16 protein-coding genes are annotated in these 18432 nt (G+C 74.3%); 7 read left to right on the forward strand and 9 right to left on the reverse strand.

Annotated features, from left to right (window positions below; translation table 11 throughout):
- Window positions 1-43: 43 nt before the first annotated feature.
- Complete coding sequence (locus ISP_RS15355; RefSeq protein WP_013224786.1) at window positions 44-736, forward strand: DUF6338 family protein; 693 nt, start codon at window positions 44-46, stop codon at window positions 734-736.
- The gene (locus tag ISP_RS15360; protein ID WP_013224787.1) at window positions 699-893 is read left to right on the forward strand and encodes a hypothetical protein; all 195 of its coding nucleotides are present in this window, start codon (window positions 699-701) and stop codon (window positions 891-893) included. Before ISP_RS15355 ends, ISP_RS15360 begins: the two co-directional genes overlap by 38 nt.
- A 43-nt stretch (window positions 894-936) precedes the next feature.
- On the opposite strand, the gene ISP_RS15365 is transcribed toward ISP_RS15360, so the two are convergent.
- From ISP_RS15365 to ISP_RS15375, 3 genes are all read right to left on the reverse strand, one after another.
- Window positions 937-4485, reverse strand: coding sequence for a CHAT domain-containing protein (locus ISP_RS15365; protein WP_230468790.1), 3549 nt, complete (start codon window positions 4483-4485; stop codon window positions 937-939).
- A gap of 99 nt (window positions 4486-4584) precedes the next feature.
- On the reverse strand, window positions 4585-7878 hold the full coding sequence (locus tag ISP_RS15370) for a ubiquitin family protein (protein ID WP_013224789.1): 3294 nt from the start codon (window positions 7876-7878) through the stop codon (window positions 4585-4587).
- A 116-nt stretch (window positions 7879-7994) separates the two neighbouring features.
- The gene (locus ISP_RS15375; RefSeq protein WP_013224790.1) at window positions 7995-9185 is read right to left on the reverse strand and encodes an alpha/beta fold hydrolase; all 1191 of its coding nucleotides are present in this window, start codon (window positions 9183-9185) and stop codon (window positions 7995-7997) included.
- Window positions 9186-9270: 85 nt separating this feature from the next.
- On the opposite strand from ISP_RS15375, the gene ISP_RS15380 reads away from it, so the two are divergent.
- Together ISP_RS15380 and ISP_RS15385 are read left to right on the forward strand one after the other, a co-directional pair.
- Window positions 9271-9849, forward strand: coding sequence for a TetR/AcrR family transcriptional regulator (locus ISP_RS15380; protein ID WP_013224791.1), 579 nt, complete (start codon window positions 9271-9273; stop codon window positions 9847-9849).
- Window positions 9850-9974: 125 nt separating this feature from the next.
- Window positions 9975-10793, forward strand: coding sequence for a hypothetical protein (locus ISP_RS15385; protein ID WP_013224792.1), 819 nt, complete (start codon window positions 9975-9977; stop codon window positions 10791-10793).
- Here the strand turns inward: ISP_RS15385 and ISP_RS15390 are convergent.
- Window positions 10790-11218 carry a hypothetical protein gene (locus ISP_RS15390; protein ID WP_013224793.1) on the reverse strand — a complete coding sequence of 143 codons (429 nt, stop codon included), beginning with the start codon at window positions 11216-11218 and terminating at the stop codon, window positions 10790-10792. The genes ISP_RS15385 and ISP_RS15390 overlap by 4 nt on opposite strands.
- A 64-nt stretch (window positions 11219-11282) precedes the next feature.
- Between ISP_RS15390 and ISP_RS15395 the strand changes: the two genes are divergently transcribed.
- Complete coding sequence (locus tag ISP_RS15395) at window positions 11283-11771, forward strand: MarR family winged helix-turn-helix transcriptional regulator (RefSeq protein ID WP_013224794.1); 489 nt, start codon at window positions 11283-11285, stop codon at window positions 11769-11771.
- A 23-nt stretch (window positions 11772-11794) separates the two neighbouring features.
- On the opposite strand, the gene ISP_RS15400 is transcribed toward ISP_RS15395, so the two are convergent.
- On the reverse strand, window positions 11795-12988 hold the full coding sequence (locus ISP_RS15400; protein WP_013224795.1) for a hypothetical protein: 1194 nt from the start codon (window positions 12986-12988) through the stop codon (window positions 11795-11797).
- 90 nt (window positions 12989-13078) lie between these two features.
- A complete protein-coding gene (locus ISP_RS15405) occupies window positions 13079-14761 on the reverse strand; it encodes an alpha/beta fold hydrolase (protein WP_013224796.1) in 1683 nt (560 codons plus the stop codon).
- Between the two features lie 158 nt (window positions 14762-14919).
- Here ISP_RS15405 and ISP_RS15410 point away from each other — a divergent pair, with 158 nt between their 5' ends.
- Window positions 14920-15486: an RDD family protein gene (locus tag ISP_RS15410; protein ID WP_071831614.1), complete on the forward strand. Its 567-nt coding sequence runs from the start codon at window positions 14920-14922 to the stop codon at window positions 15484-15486.
- Here ISP_RS15410 and ISP_RS15415 read toward each other — a convergent pair.
- Both ISP_RS15415 and ISP_RS15420 read right to left on the reverse strand, forming a co-directional pair.
- Entirely contained in the window at window positions 15367-16017 is a 651-nt protein-coding gene (locus tag ISP_RS15415) for a response regulator (RefSeq protein WP_165476094.1), read from the reverse strand. The two genes, ISP_RS15410 and ISP_RS15415, sit on opposite strands and share 120 nt — an antisense overlap.
- A 16-nt stretch (window positions 16018-16033) precedes the next feature.
- Entirely contained in the window at window positions 16034-17215 is a 1182-nt protein-coding gene (locus ISP_RS15420) for a sensor histidine kinase (RefSeq protein WP_013224798.1), read from the reverse strand.
- A 135-nt stretch (window positions 17216-17350) separates the two neighbouring features.
- On the opposite strand from ISP_RS15420, the gene ISP_RS15425 reads away from it, so the two are divergent.
- Window positions 17351-17827, forward strand: a complete 477-nt coding sequence (locus tag ISP_RS15425) for a hypothetical protein (RefSeq protein ID WP_013224799.1) — start codon at window positions 17351-17353, stop codon at window positions 17825-17827.
- Between the two features lie 55 nt (window positions 17828-17882).
- Here ISP_RS15425 and ISP_RS15430 read toward each other — a convergent pair whose 3' ends face one another.
- Window positions 17883-18410, reverse strand: a complete 528-nt coding sequence (locus ISP_RS15430) for a MauE/DoxX family redox-associated membrane protein (protein ID WP_013224800.1) — start codon at window positions 18408-18410, stop codon at window positions 17883-17885.
- Window positions 18411-18432 lie beyond the last annotated feature (22 nt).

Here is an 18432-nt window from a genome sequence, read left to right on the forward strand (position 1 = left end):
GTGGTGCCGCGTCCGCCGGGAACGGCACCCGCGTCCGCCGGGCATGAGTAAGGTCGCGGGCGAGTGGTGGAGCAACTGGGAGGTGGTCACCGCGATTCCGTCCACGATGCAGCAGGTCGCCATCCTGGTGATCCTGGTGCTTCCCGGTGTCTTCTACCAGGCGGTCCGCGACCGGCTGAAGGGCCCGCTGGCCGCGGAGCGGGAGCCGGGCAACCGGCTGCTGCGGGTGATGGCCGTCAGTGCGCTCCTCGACGTGTGCTACGCCCTCGTCGCCGGTCCCTGGCTGGTCGAAATGGCCGTCGGCAACGGCCCGGGCCCCCTTTCCGGCGTGGCCCACCATCCCCGCACGGCGGGGCTGATCGCGCTGCTGCTGGTGGTGGCCGTCCCGACGGGACTGGCCTGGGCCGAAGCGGCGCTGGTGCGGCGCCGGGGCCGGCCGGTCTACGACCCGGTGCCCACGGCTTGGGACGCGTTGTTCCGGCGGCGCAGCAGTTGTTTCGTGCGGGTGCGGACGAAATCCGGGGCCTGGGTAGGGGGTTGGTACGGGCGGAATTCCTTCGCCGCCGCATACCCGCAAACCGCCGACCTGTTCCTGGAGTCCCAATATCGCTTGACGGCGGACGGCACTTTCCTGGAGAAGATGCCCGCAACCGGCGGGGTCTACATCAGCGGCGCCGAGGTGGAGGTGCTCGAGATCCTTGAACGAGAACAAGTTCACGACGAACGAGAACGCTGAAACGCTCGCGGAGAACCTGCTGGCCACGGCCGAGGGCGGCGGCCTGCGCGGCTATCACCCCGTCGACGCGGCGGAGGAACCGGCCACACCGCCCTCCGGCCCCGGCGGCGTCGGCCTCCCCGATCCGCCGGCCGAGGCGCCGGCCGAGGCGGACTAGGGGTGTGTCTGGCAAAGGTCTTGGCTGACGGCTGAGATGCTGCCTACGGGCCGAAGTGGCAATGTGCCGCCCACAGCCAGGGCTCCTCGGGCCTTCTCTGCCGGGCCCAGAGCGTGGCCTCGCGCACGGCGTGCGCCGGTCCATCGCCCTGCGTGCGCAGGATGTCGTACGTCCGCACGGTGAGCGCGGCGGCAGCGCGGTCCGTGGTCGGCCACAGCGTGGCGACGACGTGCCGGTATCCGGCGAGCTGGAAGGCGGCCGCCACGTGCAGTGACTCGTCCGCGAGCGGCTTGCTGCCGCGTGCCGTGTCACAGGCCGCCAGGAAGGCCAGCTCCGCGCCGTGGAGCCGCAGGTCGGAGACGTCGCGCAGGGCCAGCTCCCCGTCGTGCAGCACCAGGTGGGCGCGCAGCGGCGAGCCGTCGCCCGCGGCTTGTGCGTGGCACGCCAGGTGGACCCAGGGTGCCGACTTCAGCGCGGTCAGCACGGCCGTCTTGGTCGCCGCCTCGCCCGAGAGACCGCGTGTCTTCGGGAACAAGGTGCGCAGCAGCTGCTCTTCCTGGACCGCCGCGGGCAGGTCCGGGTGGCCTGGCGTCCTCGGCATCGTGACCACCAGCAGTTCCTCGGGGACGGGACGCCCCGGGCCGCCGCGCCGCAGCAGTGACCGCACCAACGGCGTGTAGGACGAGACCACCCGGTCCGGCACGGTGTCGCCGGTGCCGCGCCGGTGGTGTCCCGCCGCGTGCAGCGGAAGGAAGGCCAGGAGCCCGGTGGGGCACCACCACAGGCGCGGCCGCCCCGCGGCCGCCGGACCCAGCGCGTCGAGCACCGGTCCGGTCACGTGGTCCCACAGCCAGGAGAGGACGCCGTGCACGGCCTCGCTCGGCCGCCCTCCACGGTGGGCGGTGTCGATCGCCTCCTGCAGCGCGACCACGTGGGCCGCCACGGATTCCGGCGTCAGGCCGGGCAACGGCACAGTACTGAGCTGGTCCGCCGTGAGCAGGAGCGCGTCCGAGCCGACCGCACTCACGTTCACCACGACCACCGGGCCCCGCCGCGCGGCTTGCAGCAGCCGCCGCACGGGAGGCGGCCGGAGGAAATCGTGGAACCCGGGGAGCGTCCGGATCTCGCCGAGGACGTCACCGCCCGCCTGTGCCACCGCGTGCCGCATCTCGTACGGAACGACGACATGGGGTTCGGCGGGGTCCATCCGCGCGGCGAAGCGGTGGACCCATTGCTCGAGGTTCCACGCCAAGAACCGCTGCCAGACCCCGGGATGACAGCGCTGCAGCTCGCGGACCTCGTCGTGATCCGCCAGCGCACCACCGTTTTCCAGGGCCTCGCCCAGCAGGATGCCGCGGCCCTGTTCGAGCAGGCGGAGTGCGCCTTCCGGGTCCGCATTGCGGAGCGCATAGGCCGCCGCGTCCGACGCGGCAGCGGGATATCGGGCCAGCAGCCGCATCCGGTCGAGCTCGGTGAGTTCGTGACGCCCCGCCGCGGCCAGCGTCTCGACCGCGAACGCGCCGGCTTCGGCCGCTTCCGCCGGCCTTCCGGCCTCCCAGGCGGCCGCCGCCCACGCGATCGCGCCTCGGACACGATCGCCCGGAGCGGCGGTGTCCATGCCGGCCAGGCGTCGTCCGGAGTCGACGGCATCGCGCAAGGAATCGGTGCTGCCCGTGCGTTGGTAGTGGCGGAGCCCGACGCGCGCCAGCGCCTCCAGGACCACGGGATCATCCCGGCCGGCGCCGCCGCGATGGCCGAGAGCGTGCTGCACCGTCGCGATCGCCGCGTCGAGGTCCTCGTGTGCCGCCCGGTCGTCGTACCGTCGCAGGAAAAGGTCGGCCAGCAGGGCCAGCCGTGGTCCGCGGCGCGGGTCGTCGGCCGCCGTGTGGTGGAGCGCTTCGCGGCGCAGCGCAATGGCCTCGTCCAAGGATCCGGGCGCTCCGTCTCGGCGAAGACGGGAGCTCATCGCGGCAGCCAGCTCGCTCAGGAGCATCGCCCGCTCGGGGTGGTCGGGCGGTGCTGTCGCCACCGCCTCGCGCAGGAGCCCCAGGCTCTCGTCGGCGGACTGCGCGGAACCGGTGAGCTCGTAGTGCAGCTGCAGCAGCATGCCGAGCCCGGCGACGTGGACGGCACGTTCCCCGCGGTCGTCGCCGGGGGCCTCGGCCAAACCCAGGTGGCGCATCGCGATCGCCTCTTCGAGGCCGGCCGGATCATGGGTCCGGGCGTACCGCTGCGCGAGGTCCGAGCCGAGGTGGTAGTGCATCTTGGCGCGCAGGACCGGGTCGGCTGTGTTCCGGGCCGCGGTGCGCTGCAGCTCGATGGCCTCGTCCAACGCGCCGTGCGACTCCTGATGCCCGCTCAGGGCCTGCAGCGCCAGGGACAGCGCCGCCTGCCGCTCGGCGAGCCGCGGATCGTCCGGCGGAGTGGCGGCGACGGCGGCGCGGGCCGCGTTCACGGCGGCAGCGGCGTCCTCGGGCGAACGGTTCAGCCGGTGCAGGTCGACGAGGGTCTTCGCCAGGTTGGCCAGGCTGAGCGGGAGCCGCGGATCGTCAGGTGGCAGCAAATCGGCCGCGGTGCGGTAGGCGTCCGCGGCCTCGCGCAGGTGGGCGGGTTCGAGCGTGCCACCGGCTGTGGGGAGGCCGGCCCGCAGCGCGTAGGCGAACCGGAACGCCAAGTCGCCGCGCCTCACGGCCGGGACGTCGTCGGCGAGGGTCCGCAGCGCCGAGCGGTACAACTCGACGGCTTTCCCCAGCAGGCCCGGGTCCGCCCGGGTCCGCCGCCACTCTTGGAAGCACAACTCGGCCGTGTCGGAAGCCCGCTGCGCATACGCCGGATGGTCGGGCGGTGTCCGCGCCACGGCTTCCTGGCCCGCAGCAATGGCTTCCGCAGCCACGGCGGGATCACCGGCGGCCCGGTGCAGCGACGCCAGCGCCGACGCGAGCACGGCCAGGACCCGAGGCGTGTCGATCGCCCCCTTGTCGGCCTGCGCCGCTTCCCGCAGTGCGGCCACGGCGTCGGCGGCCGCGTCGAGATCGCCCGTCTCCCGGTGGACGTGCCAGGAGACGGTGCCCAGGTTGAACAGACGCTCGCAGCGGTCAGCTCCCGAGGGCGGAAAATCGTCCCGCGCGGCGCGCATCGACCGGGTGGCGTCGACGAGATACCGCTGGTTGCCCGTGCGCTCGAAGCACGTGAACAGCGCGAGGCCGCGTTCGTAGTCATAGCGCGGCAACCGCTCCAACGCCGTGTCCAGGTCTCCGCCGGAATCGGCATAAAGCTGCTCGATCGCCGCGGGTACCCGGCCGCCGGAATGGCGGTAGTGCACGAGCAGCCTCGTCGCCAAGGTCAATTCCTCCGGATCCGGTCCGTCGGGTGCCACCATGCAGCGGGACCACAGCAACCAGCCCGCGACTTCGAACACCTCCGCCGGCTTCCACGTCATGCTCAGCGAGCGGACCAACTCACGCGCTTCACCGGCCGCCTCCGGGGCCATGACGTCATCGACGTGGCCCGCGTTGAAGCGGCGCAACCGGCTCCGCAGCGCGCCGAGGAGCGCCTCGGCCGACGTGCTCTTACGGCCAGAACTGCCCGTCACCGGCACAGTATTGCGCCGTTCCCGGGATCAAACCGTTCCCTCACCGGCCATCGCCCGAACGGCCCACTCGGGGTCGTGGTCCGTGTCGAAGGCGCCCCTTCATTCCGGAGCAAGCGAGATACGCGACGCTCGATCCCGGACGTCGGCGTCGGAGTGGCCGCGCAAGGCCGTCACCAGCTCGCGCCACGGGCTCGGCCAGCCGGCCCGGGGACCGGCCTGACTCGCGATACCGGCCGCCAGTAACGCTTCCGCCGCGCCCGAACCCAACGCCTGAGCAGTGCCCAGCAGCTCGGGCCGCGCCGGGTCGTGGCCGGCCAGCCAGGTCGCCAGCCGGTCCGCCGCCTGCCACGCCGGCGCCGGGCGGTCGGCGAGCGCGGCGATCCGGCGGACAGCCGGGAGCAGGTCGCCACGGCGGGGGAGGGCGGCGATCGCCAGCGTCAGCGCGTCCGTTCGGTACTCCGCGCTTTCCGCCAGCGTTGCCGAAAGCCGCTCCGCCGCGTCGCGCATCGTCTCGCCGGTGCCGTCCACGCGGGGCGCGAACCGGGTGACGATGGAGCGCAACCGCTGGCGCGCCGGCTGGTCACGCCCTTCGATGACGACGTCGTCCTGCTCGATGAGCGTGGTGACCATCGCGTGCAACGGCGCCGGGTCGCCGGTGATCGTGCACGCCGCCAACACCGCCTCGACCGCCGATGGCCACGTCGCGGTGCTGGTCAGGTCGCCGATCCGGGCCACCAGCGCGGCGGACCCCGCGCGGTCCCAGGCACTCCACGCCGGCCAGGCGGCCAAGCCGATCTGCGCGGTGTCCGGGTCGGCGCCGGTCGCCACGGTCCGCACCAGCGCGCCGTAGCGCGCTCGGTACTGCTCGGAGATGGTCGCCGGGGGAGTCTCGGTCACCGCCGTGGCCACCGCGGTCATCGTGGTCGCGTCGGTGAGCCACTGCCACGCGCGTTCGTCGTCGAGCAGCCGGCGCGCGGCCGACACCATCGCGCGGCGGAGGTCGCGGTGCAGGTCCGGGTCCGCCCACCGGGCGGCCAGCTCGCCGGCCGCGTCCGGCACGCGGTGCTCGGTCAGCAGCCGGATCGCCTCCTTGCGCGCCGTAAGCTTCTTGCCCGCCAGCACGGGACGGAGGGCGGCCATCAGCTCGTCCGGCGGGATGGCGCGGGCCGCCCGGCCGGCCGCGTACACCGCGACCCGGGCGCGCTCGGTGTCGGCGTAGCCGAGCAAGGTGCCCAGCGCGTCACCGGGCCGGTCGGTCCAGGCCAGGCCGGCCAGCGCGGCCTCGACCACGGCGACCTCGTCGTCCTGGAGGAACGGCCGCACGTCGTCGACGGCGGCGCCGGGCAGGCTCGCCAGGCGCCGCACCGCCGTCACCCGCTCCCAGACCGGCTTGCCGGGCGCGGTGGCGAGGTCGGCCAGCAGCTCGGCGTACCGGGCGACCTGACGCGGCAGCCAGTGCCGCAACGACCCGCCGAACACCGGGACCAGCCGGACACCACGGGCGACGAACCGGCCGTGCGGCGGCCGGTCCAGCACGCGGTCGAGCAGGTCGGTCCGGCGCGTGCTGATCGCGTTCGCCACGGTGGTCACCGTGATCGTGGACGGATCGCGGCGCAGCACCGTCTCGACGCGTTCGTCCCGGGTCGCGGGCGGGGCGAGCCACAGCTCGAGGGCCCACTGCACCGTGCTGTCGGCGGCGGCGCCGGTCGCTTCCCCCACGACGGCCTGGAGGTCGGGCATCGCCCACGCACGCCGGCGCAGGCCCGAGGCCAGGAGCAGCACCAGGTCGTAGCGGCCGGCGCGGGTGTCGGCCTCGATGCGCGGCCGCAGAGCGGACCACACGGCGTGCTCGGCGCCGCGGGGCAGGTCCTGGTCGAGCCGGTGCTGGGCGAGGGGGCGCGCGTGAGAACCGGACAGCTCCAGGATCCGCAGCCCGCTCTCGGCCAGCTCGGGCCGCGACGTGCGGGTGCCCTGCCGGACGAGGGTGACGGCCACGGTGCCGACCGCCTGGCGAACGCGCCACGACGCGTCCCTGGCCTGGACGGCGTCGGTGGCGAACTTGACCATTGTGGACGGATCGGCCGAGCGCAGCAGCCAGCCGGGGATCGCCGCGATGGCCGCGAGTGTGGCGTGGCGGACCGGCTCCTGCTCGTTGGTCAGCCGGGTCAGCGACGTCAGCACCCGGGCGACGACACCGGGGTCCCGGGTCGCGGCCGCCGCGCCGATCAGCAGCGAGTAGCCGGTGGCGCGCTCCACGGCGTTCGGCCGGGTCGTCTCGGCGCGCAGGTGGGGCTCGGCTTCGGCCCACGGCAACCGGGCGGTCGCCTCCCGCCGCAGCGCGGGGTCGTCGGCCACGGGGCGGGTGGCGAGCAGCCGGCGGGCGTGCTCGTGCCGCGACCGCCACGGCAGGACGTCGAGCAGCGCGGCCGGCAGCCCGGCCTGCCGGAGATTCCGTTCGCCCAGCGCTCCACTGAGGACGGTCGCGCGCCGTGCGGGCGGGAGCCCGCGCACCAGCGCCGTCAACCGGGGCACGTCGGCGAGGAGGGTGCGCGCGAGCGAGGTCAAGGATTCGTCCGAGGCCCGCCGCAGAGCGCGTTCGATGCTCCGGCCCGGCCGGAACCGGATGCGCCGGGCGGAATCGGCGAGGATGGCGACGACCCGGTCCGGATCGGCCGCGACCGCCGTGGCCAGCCAGTTGTCCGCGCCGGCCGGCAGCCCGGTCGGCGGCCCCGAGCGCGCGAGCAGGTCGACGACCTGGCCGGGGTCGTGCTCGACCAGGTGCTCCAGCGCGGGACCGAACCGGGCCCACACGGCGGTGCGGCCGGTACCGGCGGCGTCGGTCAGCCGGCGGCGCAGGTAAGCGAGCACGACGGCGGGGTGCCGGCGGGCCAGCGCGGCGAGGTTGGGCACGGCGAAGTCCAGTTCCGGCACCAGGGCCGTCACGGTATCGGCTTCGCAAGCCGCCAGTACGGCGGCGGCTTCGTGGTCGCCGAAGCGGGCGCGGACCGGGGGCAGCAGGGCTTCGGCCCACTCGGTGGCGCCGGTGGCGCGCACCGCGCGGTAGAGCGTGTGCCGCCAGGCGGCCGGTGCGGTCGGCAGCGCCGCGATGAGGACGTCGAAGTGCAGGCCGCGGCGGGCGCAGTGGCTCATGGCCAGGCCGGCGACGCGGGCGTCAGCCGCGACGAGGCAGTGGCGCAGGTGCGTGTCGTCGCCCGCGATGACGGCCATCGTCGCGGCCCAGGCGCGCGGAAGCCCGGGGACGGCGTCCAGCTCCGCGAGCAGAGCGGTCAGCTCCGCGGAACCGGCGAGCGCGCGTGCGGTATCGGCGAAGACCCGCCGCCGGGCCGGCGCGGCCAGCGGATCGATCCGGGCCAGCAGGGCGGGCATGTCCATTTCGGCGATTGTTCCCGATCATGGGGCCGTCGCCAACGCATTTCCGTTCGGCGTCGGGCGAAAACCCCTGGAGAACCGCCGAATCCTTGGTGAACACCGCAGGTGGACCGGCTCGGTCAGCGCAGGCACGGGTCGGCGAGGGCTCGGCTGCCGAAGTCGGGGACATAGACGCTCAGCGCGGCGATGAGGGTACGGATGCCCCTGCGGGCTTCAGGGGTGAGCCGGGCGGTGCGGGCGACGTCGAGTTCGTTGGCGATGGTCAGGAGCGCGAAGTCGGTGAGGTCGTCGGCGGCCAGGGGAACGGTCTCGCCGGTGAAGCGGTCCGTGAGCGGGAGCGGTGTCGTGCCGAGGTGGGCGTAGGTCCTGCTCCGGTCGCACACGCCGTAGCGGTGGACGAGCGACTCGGCGGCGTCGCCGATGGCCGCGCGCAGGCGGGCTCGCTGATCCGGCGGCAGCAGCGGGTGCGGGAAGCCGTCGGTGCCATAAGCCGCGTGGCAGAGGGCGGCCAGGCGGGCGCGCCGGCTCCCACCCCCGTCGGCCACCTGATCGCGGACGCGCCGGAGGTGGTCGAGGAGGGTGCCGCCGGGGTGGCCGGCCTGCTCCGCGCCGAGATCGCGCAGGAGCGCGAGCGCGGGCCACTCGGCGGTGACGGCGGCGATGGTTTCGGCCAACGGCACCGGCCGGTCCCGGGCGATCAGGTGCCCGGCTCCGCGGATGTGGGTCACCGCGGTGTGCGGAGCCCGCCGCAGCAACCGGTCGACGTCGTCGTCGGTGACGGGCGACCCGTCGCCGCCGCGGACCAGCAAGACCGGCCGGTCGAGCCGGGCGGTGACCTCCTCGAGCCGGGGAACCCGGGCCAGGATGTCCTCGACGAGCCCGGCGTTGGTGTCGAGCAGGCCGCCCGCGGCGAGGAAGCGGCGGACCCGGCCGGGATCCAGGCCGGGCACGACGTCCACCAGCACGAGACCCGCCACCCGGGCCCGGACGGCCGGATCGCCGAGGGCGGCGATAGCGGCGAGCCCGCCCAGCGAGGCGCCGACGACCACGCACCCCGGCGGTTCGGCGTAGAGCATGGCGGCGACGTCGTCCGCGCAGAGGGCGAGCGTCCGCGGCGAGCCGTCACTGTCCCCGTGCCCGCGTTGATCGAAGGCCACGCACCGGAACCCGGCTTCGACGAGGACGTCGATGACGGGTGTCCAGACCCGGCGCCGCTCACCGCCGGCGTGCAGCAGCAGCACGGTCGGTCCGGCGCCGGCCTCCTGTCCTCGAAGGACCGCGTCCGGACGCGCGAGGCGTCGCTCGGTCATGGGACAGCACCTCTTCACCTTGACTGGTCAAGGTGAAGCATACCTTGATGCGTCAAGGTATGGTGGCGGAGTGACATTGCCGCGAGTGCGTCGTTCTGCCGACGAGGCTCGGCGCCTGATCCTGGACGCCGCCGAGCGCGTCCTGGCCGAGGGTGGCGTCGCCGCCGTCCAGGTCCGGGCCGTCGCCACGCGGGTCGGCATGACCGACGCCGGGGTCAGCCACCACTTCGGCAGCCGCGACCACCTCCTGGAAGCGCTGCTGCGGCACGGTGGCCGGAAGATCCGCGCCGGGGTGGCGGAGGTGCTGGCGTCCTGGCTCGACCGCGGCGCCGACCTCGGTCAGCTCGTCGAGGCCCTGGCCGCGTTCTACCGCGGCGGCTACGGCGAACTCGCCGTGGCGCTGCACGCCGCCGGGTGGCGGGACCGGGGCTCGGGGATGCTCGCCCCGGTGGTCGAGGCGCTGCACGCGCTGCGAGCCGACGCGGCGGACGTCGAGGACACCAGGCTGGCCGTGGCCGCTCTCCACCAGGCCCTCGTCACCGAGTCCCGCTACGGTCCGGCGTTCCGCCGCAGCGCCGGCATCACCGGCCGGGCGGCCACGGACAGCGGCCCGCAGCTGCGCTGGTGGACCGCTCAGCTCTCCCGCTCACTCGGCCTCTCCTAGCGTGCCGGGCGTCCATCGGAACCGGCACGGGCCATCTCGCCACTCGCGAGTGAGTGGGACCGGCTGTCGCCGCGACCGGGTGGTCCTGCTGGTGACCGGTGGGGGAGTGCGGTACAACCGGAAGCGTGGCCGAGCGCGTCCGGCGTCCCGACCCGCACGTTTCCGTCGAGCGTGACGTGCTGGTGCGGTACCTCGACGCGTGGACGGCGACCGTGCTGCGGTCGCCGCGCGGGGGTACCTACGTCGAGTGCGGGGACTTCGCCGCCGACGCCTTCCGGGTCTTCGGCGAGTTCGCCGATCGGCTCGGCGACCACCACTTGGAGGCGGTTCTCGTCGGACGGCCCGTCCCGCCGGGTGGTGCTCCGGCGGGGCTGGCCGTCCGGACCGTCGCCGACCTCGGGGACGTCCGGGTGCCCGGGCCGATGCTGGCGCACCTGTCCGATGCCGGGCCGCCGTCACTGGTGCGGGGCAAGGCGCACGAGGTCCTGCTCTCGGCCGCGCCGGGCACCGATCACCGGGAACGGCTCCAGGCGGCGGGCCTCGGGTGCGTGGTGGCCGTGGACCTCGTGGCCGACGACGGAACCGCGCGGGCGCTGGTGTTCGCGACGGCGGACAGCCGGCACCTCGCGACGTTCAAGACCGAGCTGTGGGCGGCGGACGAGTTCGCGGGCATCCGGTACCGCGACCCGCGAGACGCCGAAGGCGCGCTGGTCGACATCTCGCTCACCCCGCAGCTGCTGCCGTTGCGGCGGGCGCTGCTGGAGGAACTGGACCGGCGGGGCTCCCGCACCGTCGCCGAGCTGCAGCGGTTCACGCTGCTCGAGACGATCTACCGGGCCGAGGACGCCGTCGGCGCGCTGACCGCCGCGGTGGCGGCCGGTCAGCTCACGCGGGAACCGGAGAAGGGCCGGCTCGGCTCCCGCACCGTCCTCTCGGCGAGCTAGTCGGCCGTCCCGACCGGCTGGACGCCACCGGTGGCCGGGGCCGGGACCAGGGTCGGGCGGAGCGCGGTGACCGCCGCCGTGGTGACGACCAGGTGCATGAGCATCAGCCCGAAGACGTTGGCGGCGGTGGCGCCGATGTTGAACAGCATCAGGTCCGGCACCCAGGTCAGGACGAGGACCGCGGGGACGACCACGCGCAGCGCTTTCGGCGCCCTGCGGGCGATCGCGAACCAGCCGACGGTGCCCAGCAGCAGCCCGATGGCGGTGGCCGGCAGGTAGGACGCGGGCGACAGGCCCATGCCGATCCCGCCGTCGTCGAGCGCCACCGCCCCGAGGGCGATGACGGTGTTGGCCGCGGCGGCCGCCAGCAGGGCGAAGCCGAGGCGGACGGCGGTGGTGGCGGTCGGGTTGGCGGTGGTGAGCATCGCTCCTCCTTGGGTTTAACACGCAACCCAAACGTTAGATTGGGTTGCGTGTTAAAGTCAAGGCGTGCGTGGCAAGGAACTGTTCCCCGGGCTCGGTGAAGACGAGCAGCGAGCGTGGATCAACCTGGTGAAGGTCCTGCTCTCGCTGCCGGGCGCGCTGGAGAGCCAGCTGCTGCGGGACGCCGACCTGACGCTGCTGGGCTACATGATCCTGGCGCGGCTCTCGATGGTGCCGGGGGAAAGCCTGCGGATGAGCCAGATCGCGGAGATGGCCAACGGGTCACTGCCGCGGATTTCGCACGCGGTGGCGCGCCTGGAGGACCGGGGCTGGGTGACGCGCGAGGTCTGCACCGGCCAGGGCCGCCGGTTCACGACCGCGACGTTGACCGAGGCCGGCCGCGCCCATCTGGCGGCCTCCGCACCCGCGCACCTGGCGACGGTCCGCCGCCTGGTGCTGGATCCGCTGGGCGAGGACTTCGTGCCCGTCGGCGCCGCGGTGGAACGGATCGTCGAGAACCTCGGGCTGCCCACGGAGATCCTCAAATCCCGGTAGGGCTCGGGAACAGCCGGGTTGCCTCAGTCGTCCGCGGCGTGCGGGGCAACCTCGAGGAGCCGGCCGAGGTAGAGGTCCCTGGCCACCAGGCTCACCGCCAGGTGGTCGGCGAGCGGGTCGAAGAAAGCGCTGCGGTAATTGGCGTCGGTCACCGTCGACGCGGCGAAGTACAGCCCGGAGAACGCGGCGATGAACAGGGAAACCTGCAGCAGCTCCTGCGGTACCGGCAGCTGGATGCCGAACAGCGTGCCGCTGGTGGGGTCGCGGCCGATCCACGCCTTGATCACCGCGTGCTGCACCGCGACGATCCCGAACACCACGAAGAAGACGAACACCAGCGTGGCGAGGACGAACGTCTGCAGCACCTGGGTCAGGACCAGGACGAGGACCATGTTCGCCCGTTCCAGCTTGGTGAGCGGCAGCCGTTCGGCGGGGACGTCGTCCGCCAGGAAGGCCGCCAGCGGGGTTTCGCCCAGCTTGTCGAGGCCGACCGGGGCGGTGCGCGACTGGGTCAGCAAGGTGACTTCGTCCTTGAGCATCGCGAGCAGGAAGACCACGGCGACCACGGCCAGGAGCCCGGCGACCAGCCACATCCGCGGCCGCGGCAGGGCGGCGCCGACCTGCCAGATTTCGGTCGTGAAGAACCCGAAAACGGTGAACAGCAGCAGGAGCGGCAGCGCCCGGCTGGTCAGCTCGCCGAGCAGCCGGGCCTGGCGGTACGCGGCCCGCAGCGCCCAGCCGACGATCGAGCCGACCCCGGCGAACGCGGCCGCGAACAGCCCGGTCAGGATCGCCACCTGCATGAGCAGGCCGAGCACCGGCGAGTCGCCGTCGACGACCAGGTCGACGACCGGCACGACGACCACGAACGCGGCCGCCATGACCGCCGCGGGCCCGGTCCCGCCGCGCTCGACCAGCTTGCGCCGCACCCACCGCGCGGTGAGCCATGAGCTCAGGCCGGGGACGACGACCAGGCTCAGCAGCAGTCCGCTGTAGCCCAGTGCGAAGAGGTCGCTGTCCATCAGCCGGTCGAAGTCCGCGTCCGTTTCACCGTCCACTGCGGACAGCACGGCGGTCAGCACCCGCCAGCCCGCGATGAACACGACGGCCGGCGCGATGCGGACGAGCAGGTGAGCGGGCCGCCCCCGCACCACCGCGGGCAGCCCCCGCCGCCGGAACCACTGCTCGACGGCTTCGACACCGCGTTCGTCCGCCATCTTCGCCTCCCGGTCGGCGCGGTCGCCGCCGGGATGCTAGCGCGCGGCCGGGCCCGGCCGGGCAGCCGGGGCCGACCACGACGACCCCCTTCACCGCTGCCGGTTCACCGCGCTGATCTCGTCCTGCACCCGCGTGCGCAACGCCGCCGCGGCACCGGACTGTCCCGCTTGGACGGACATCGCCGCGCCGCGCACCGGACCGGCGACCGGGTACACCCGGTCCTCGCCCGGGAGGGGCACGCCCGGGCAGGTCGTCGTGCGCGGCCGGGAGTTCTTGACGAGGAACACGTTCACGAGACCGTCCACGCACGGGTTGCCCGCCAAGGCGTACTGCCCGTGGAACGGCGAGTCGTCCACCGACACCAGGGGCACGCCGGCCGCGCGGGCTCCCGCCGTCGCCTGCTCGTAGCCGGTCTGCGGGTCGAACTCGCCCTGCACGACCAGGATGTTCGCCGCCGCTTCGGAGGGCACGTCCGGGAGTTCGTGGCGCGGCTTGTCGGACCAGAAGCCGCACGTTTCGCCCAGGCCGTACGCCCAGCCGAACAGCGGGTACCGCGGGCCCTGCCGATCGCTGAGCCGCTTGTACCAGGCCGCCGAGCGGGTGGGCTGGTCGCCGCACGCCACGGCGAAGCGGGTGCCGGGCCGCTGCGTGTAGTCCGGGGCGAGCTCCGAGGCCACCACGCGGCCGGTGGTCAGCTCGGCCGCCGGGACGCCGAACGTCGTGCGGGACACCGCGTCCAGGTCACCGGACAGCGCCGCCGGGGCCGCGGGCGGCGTCCCGTCGAGCGCCTGCGCGCCCAGGAGGAAGATCAGCGCGCCGAGCAGCCACCGTACGTGGCTGCCGTTGCCGACGAAGACGCCGTCGTAGGTGTCGGGGGCGAGGCCGTGCGTGCCGTAGTACGCGCGCACGGCCTCCCACTTCGCCTTGACTTCGGCGGCCGTTCCGCCCAGCTGCGCGGAGAAGTTCCGCGCGAGCCACGGCAGGTAGACGTCGTCGAACTGCCGCTGGTCGATGCCGGGGAACGCTTCGAAGTCGGCCTGCAGCCTGCCTTCGAAGTCGACGCTGGAGTCGAGCACGGTCTTGCCGGTGTGCTCCGGGAACAGCGACGCGTACTTGGCGCCGAGCCACGTTCCGTAGGAGTAGCCGAGGTAGTTGAGCTTCTCGTCCCCGAGCAGGGTGCGGATCAGGTCCATGTCGTGCGCGGTCTGCCAGGTCGTGATGAACGGCGCGAGCGCGTCGCTCTGGCACGCCTCGGCGACGGCCCGGGGGACCTGCCGGTGGGCCGCGATGCTCGCCGCGGAGCGGTCGCGGGCGTCGAGCGGTCCCGCCGGCAGCCGGCCGACCGGCACCTGGCACTGGAAGCCGTTGTCGTCGGTGCCCGCGTGGCCGGTGCCGCGAGGGTCCATGCCGACGACGTCGTAGAGCTCGTTCACCGTCGGCTGCAGGCCGGCGAGCGCGCCCGCGAGCGGGGTGCCCTGGCCGCCGGGACCGCCGGGGTTGACCAGGATGGCCCCGCGCCGCTCGCCGGTCGCGGCGACCCGGCTGATCGACACCTCGAGCTGCGGGCCGGCGGCCGGGTCGGCCCAGTCCCGCGGGACCGTGACCCGGGCGCACTGCGCGGGTTTCTCGTCCTCGGCCGGCTTGAACGGGCAGTCGCCCCAGCTCAGCTGCTGGGTGGTGTACGGGGTGAGCGGGTCGGCGGCCGCGGCGGGCACGGAGGCCGCGAAGAGGGCGGCCGTCGCGGCCGCCAGTCCTGTCCGGGAGAGACGCACCGGGATCCTTCCGTCGGTGGTGGGGGTGCGCCCGAGCCTGGCCCGGGTGGCGGTCGCCGGTGATCAGCCCGGAGGACGAACTCGCCGCGGCCGCCTCGGCCCCGGGTATGAGACGCGCCCGGCGTGCGCCCGGCGGCCGCGGCGGAGATCATGGGGTCATGACCGGTTCCCGCCCGGGGCTGGGCGTCGTCGGGCGCCGCCTCGTGCAGTTCCTGCTGGACGAACTGCTCGTCTTCGGGCCGATGCTGCTGCTCGCGATCGCGGTGGTCTGGCTGTTCCACCCGCACGGCCCGGGCCTGCTGACGTTCCTGGAGGTCGTCCTCTACACGATGCTGGCGCTGGACCTGGTGGGCCTGTGGTTCGTCCTCGCGTGGTGGCCCTACCGGCACGGCGGCCAGACGCCGGCGATGCGGTGGTTGCACCTGCGGATCGTGACGCTCGAGGGCACGCACCCGTCGCTCGGCGCGTTCTTCGTCCGCGAGCTGCTGATGGTGGTCGACGGCTTCGCGTGGGGCCTGGCCGGGATCGTGGTGATGCTGGCGACCCGGCGGCGGCAGCGGTTCGGCGACGTCGTGGCGCGCACGGTCGTCGTGCGCGTCCCCCGGTCAGCGCACCAGGCCGCTTTCCCAGGCCCAGATGGCGATTTCGGTGCGGTTGCGGACGCCCAGCTTGCGCTTGGCCGCGCCGATGTGGGTCTTGACCGTGGGCATCGACACCACGAGTGACCGGCAGATCTCGTCGTTCGTCTCGCCGCGCGCCACGGCCTTCACGACGTCGAGTTCGCGCGGGGTGAGCGGGCTTTCCGGCGGGGTGACGCGCCGGGGAGCGCGGCGCGCGTAGTGCGCCAGCAGCCGCGTGGTGATCGCGGGGGAGACCAGCGCCTCGCCGTGGGCGGCCGCGTGCACGGCCTCGACGAGCAGGTTCGGCCCGGCGTCCTTGAGCAGGAACCCGCAGGCACCGGCCCGCAGCGCCGCGTGCACGTTCTCGTCCAGCCCGAACGTCGTCACCATCACCACGCGCAGGGGCTCCGGGACGTCCGGGCCCGCCAGCAGTTCCGTCGCCCGCAGCCCGTCCACACCGGGCATCCGGATGTCCATCAGCGTCACGTCCGGGCGCAGCTGCCGGGCCAGGCGCACCGCCTGATCGCCGTCCGCGGCTTCGCCGACGACCTCGATGTCCGGTTCGCCGTCGAGGATCAGCCGGAACCCCGCGCGGACCAGTGCCTGGTCGTCGGCGATCAGCACTCGCGTCGGCACCCGGTCTCCCCTCGGCTCAGCCCGGCCGCAGCGGCAGCCGCGCGACGACGCGCCAGCGCCGGCCCGCCGCCGGACCCGCCTGCACGGTACCGCCCACCGCGGCCACCCGCTCCGCCATCCCCAGCAGGCCGTAGCCACCCCGGCGGGCGGGCCGGCCGGCGCCGTCGTTGACCACTTCGACCAGCAGCTCGCCGGGCGGCTCGTGGCGGACGAGCACCCGCACCTCGGCGGCTTCGGGCGCGTGCCGGCGGACGTTGGTGAGCGACTCGGTGAGCAGCCGGTGCGCGGTGGTGACGACTTCCGGCGCGACCGCCAGGTCGGCGAGGCCGGGGCCGACCTCCAGGTGGATGCGGTCGTCGTCGGGGACCGCGCGGTCCACGGCGGTGGCGAGGTCGGCGGGCGGGACGAAGAGGTCTTCGTCGCCGGTCCGCAGCGCCCCGACCAGCCGGCGCATCGCGGACAGGGCCGTCGCGCCCGCGGTTTCCAGCTCGGCGAAGGTCGCGGTGTCGCCGCCGGCCCGCTCGGCGACGCGGTGCGCGGCCTGGACGCGCACGACGATGCCGCTGATCTGGTGGGCGACGAGGTCGTGCAGCTCCCGCGCCAGCCGCAGCCGCTCGGCGGTGCGGAGTTCGAGCACCTCCACGCGGTGGCGGACGTCGGCGTCGCGCAGGACCAGGCCGCCGGCCAGCGCGCCGCCCCAGGCCACCGCGGCGCCCGCGGCGTAGAGCGCGGACGTCGTTTCGGCGCCGTAGCGCAGGATCGGGGCGAGGGTCGCGGCACAGCCACCGAGGACCGCCTGTGCGGTGGCCGCCTTCGGGGACAGCCGGTGGCAGCACGCACCGACCATCAGCGCCAGCGCGAGGGCTTCGGCCGAACCGGGCTGCGGCGGCAGCCGGGCGCCCGCCGTGGCGAGCGCGGCGGTGACGGCCGTGCCCAGCAGCGACAACCCGGACACGGCGGCGGCCAGGCCGGCGATGTGGCCGGGGAACCGGCGGCGCAGCACGGCCAGCAGCGCCACCACCGGCCCGAGGCCCGGCGCGAACTCGATGGCGACGGTGGCGAGCTGCCCCTGGCCCGGACCGGCCCGGGCCGCGACGACCGTGTCGAGCACGACCAGTGCCCCGAGGACGACCGCCTCGGCCACGAGCGGGCCACGGCGGCCGGTCCACGGGATCCGCGGGTGGCCGGCGAAGGTCATCCGCCGATGGTGCCGCACCGCGCGGCCGCGCGCCCCACACACGGGGCGAAACTCCTACCCGGGTACGAGACGGCGGCGCGCATCTCGTACCGGCGGCCGATCGCGGCACGGTGGTTCCGCGGAAGACTCGGGACGATGGACGATCGATGCGAAGAGGTTCCGATGCGGGAGGCCGGCGCCACCGGGACGCGGCCCGTCGAAGGGCTGATCGAGGGCTTGCCGGGCTGGTACTTCGTGCTCGTCGGGCTGCTGGTGGCGAGCAACGACCTGAGCCTGCAGTTCAGCGACCGGTACAGCTGGGTCGCGCTGCTGCCGCTGGTGCTCGTGGCGGTGCACCTGACGCTGTGGTTCACCCTGCTGGCCCGCCGGCGGCGGTACCTGCGTGCGGTGTGGCGCAGCAAGCAGGCGCTCGCGCTCGTCGCCGTGCTGTTCACGCTGCGGCTGCTGCTGCAGTTCGGGCTCGCGAAGCTGACCGGCGAAGCCGCGCCGCTGCACAGCTACACGCACCTGGTGATCGGGCTGGTGATGCTCGTCGTGACCACCGCCGGGGCGTGGTTCGACCAGTGGCTCGTCCTGCGGGTGGTGAACCGGGACGCGAACCGCCGACGGTGATTTTCCGGCCAACCGTCGTCGATTTCTTCGCGGGGTCACGGAAACGGTAAAAGAATCATCGGAAAGCCCGCCCGGATTTTCGGTCGCCGGCTGCGCGCCACGCCGGAATCAGGTGGTTCGCCATCGCCAGCACCACGCCGGCGGCCACGCACGCCCACCGGTCCGGGGCCGGCGCGGGTGCGCCCAGGGCCGCGCACCCGGCGCTGCCCGCGGCGAGCACGACCGCCCGGGCCACCACCGCCCACGACACCTCCGCCGCGCCGAAACACCCGCACGGCACGCCCGCGCGGCGCGTCCGCAGCACCGCCGCGTAACCCGCGAAAGCGCAGTACAGCGCGGCTTGCGCGAGGGCGGGCAGCGCCGCGGCAGCCGGATCGGCGAGCACTGAGGCGAGCATCGCCGCGCCCACGAGGACCTCCGCGCCGGCGGTCGGCGCGGCCACGAAGGGCGGCAGCAGGCGGTGGGCGCGCAGCACCGCCCGGTGCTCCCGCGGCCGCGCCGCGTGGGCCGCGCCGGCCGCGGTCAGCAGCACCGCCCCGAGCGCCGTCAGCGCCGTCATTCCCGCGGACCAGAAGGTGTGCACGGACCCACTGTATTCGCGACAC

The organism is Amycolatopsis mediterranei, from assembly GCF_026017845.1.
Lineage (GTDB): Bacteria > Actinomycetota > Actinomycetes > Mycobacteriales > Pseudonocardiaceae > Amycolatopsis > Amycolatopsis mediterranei.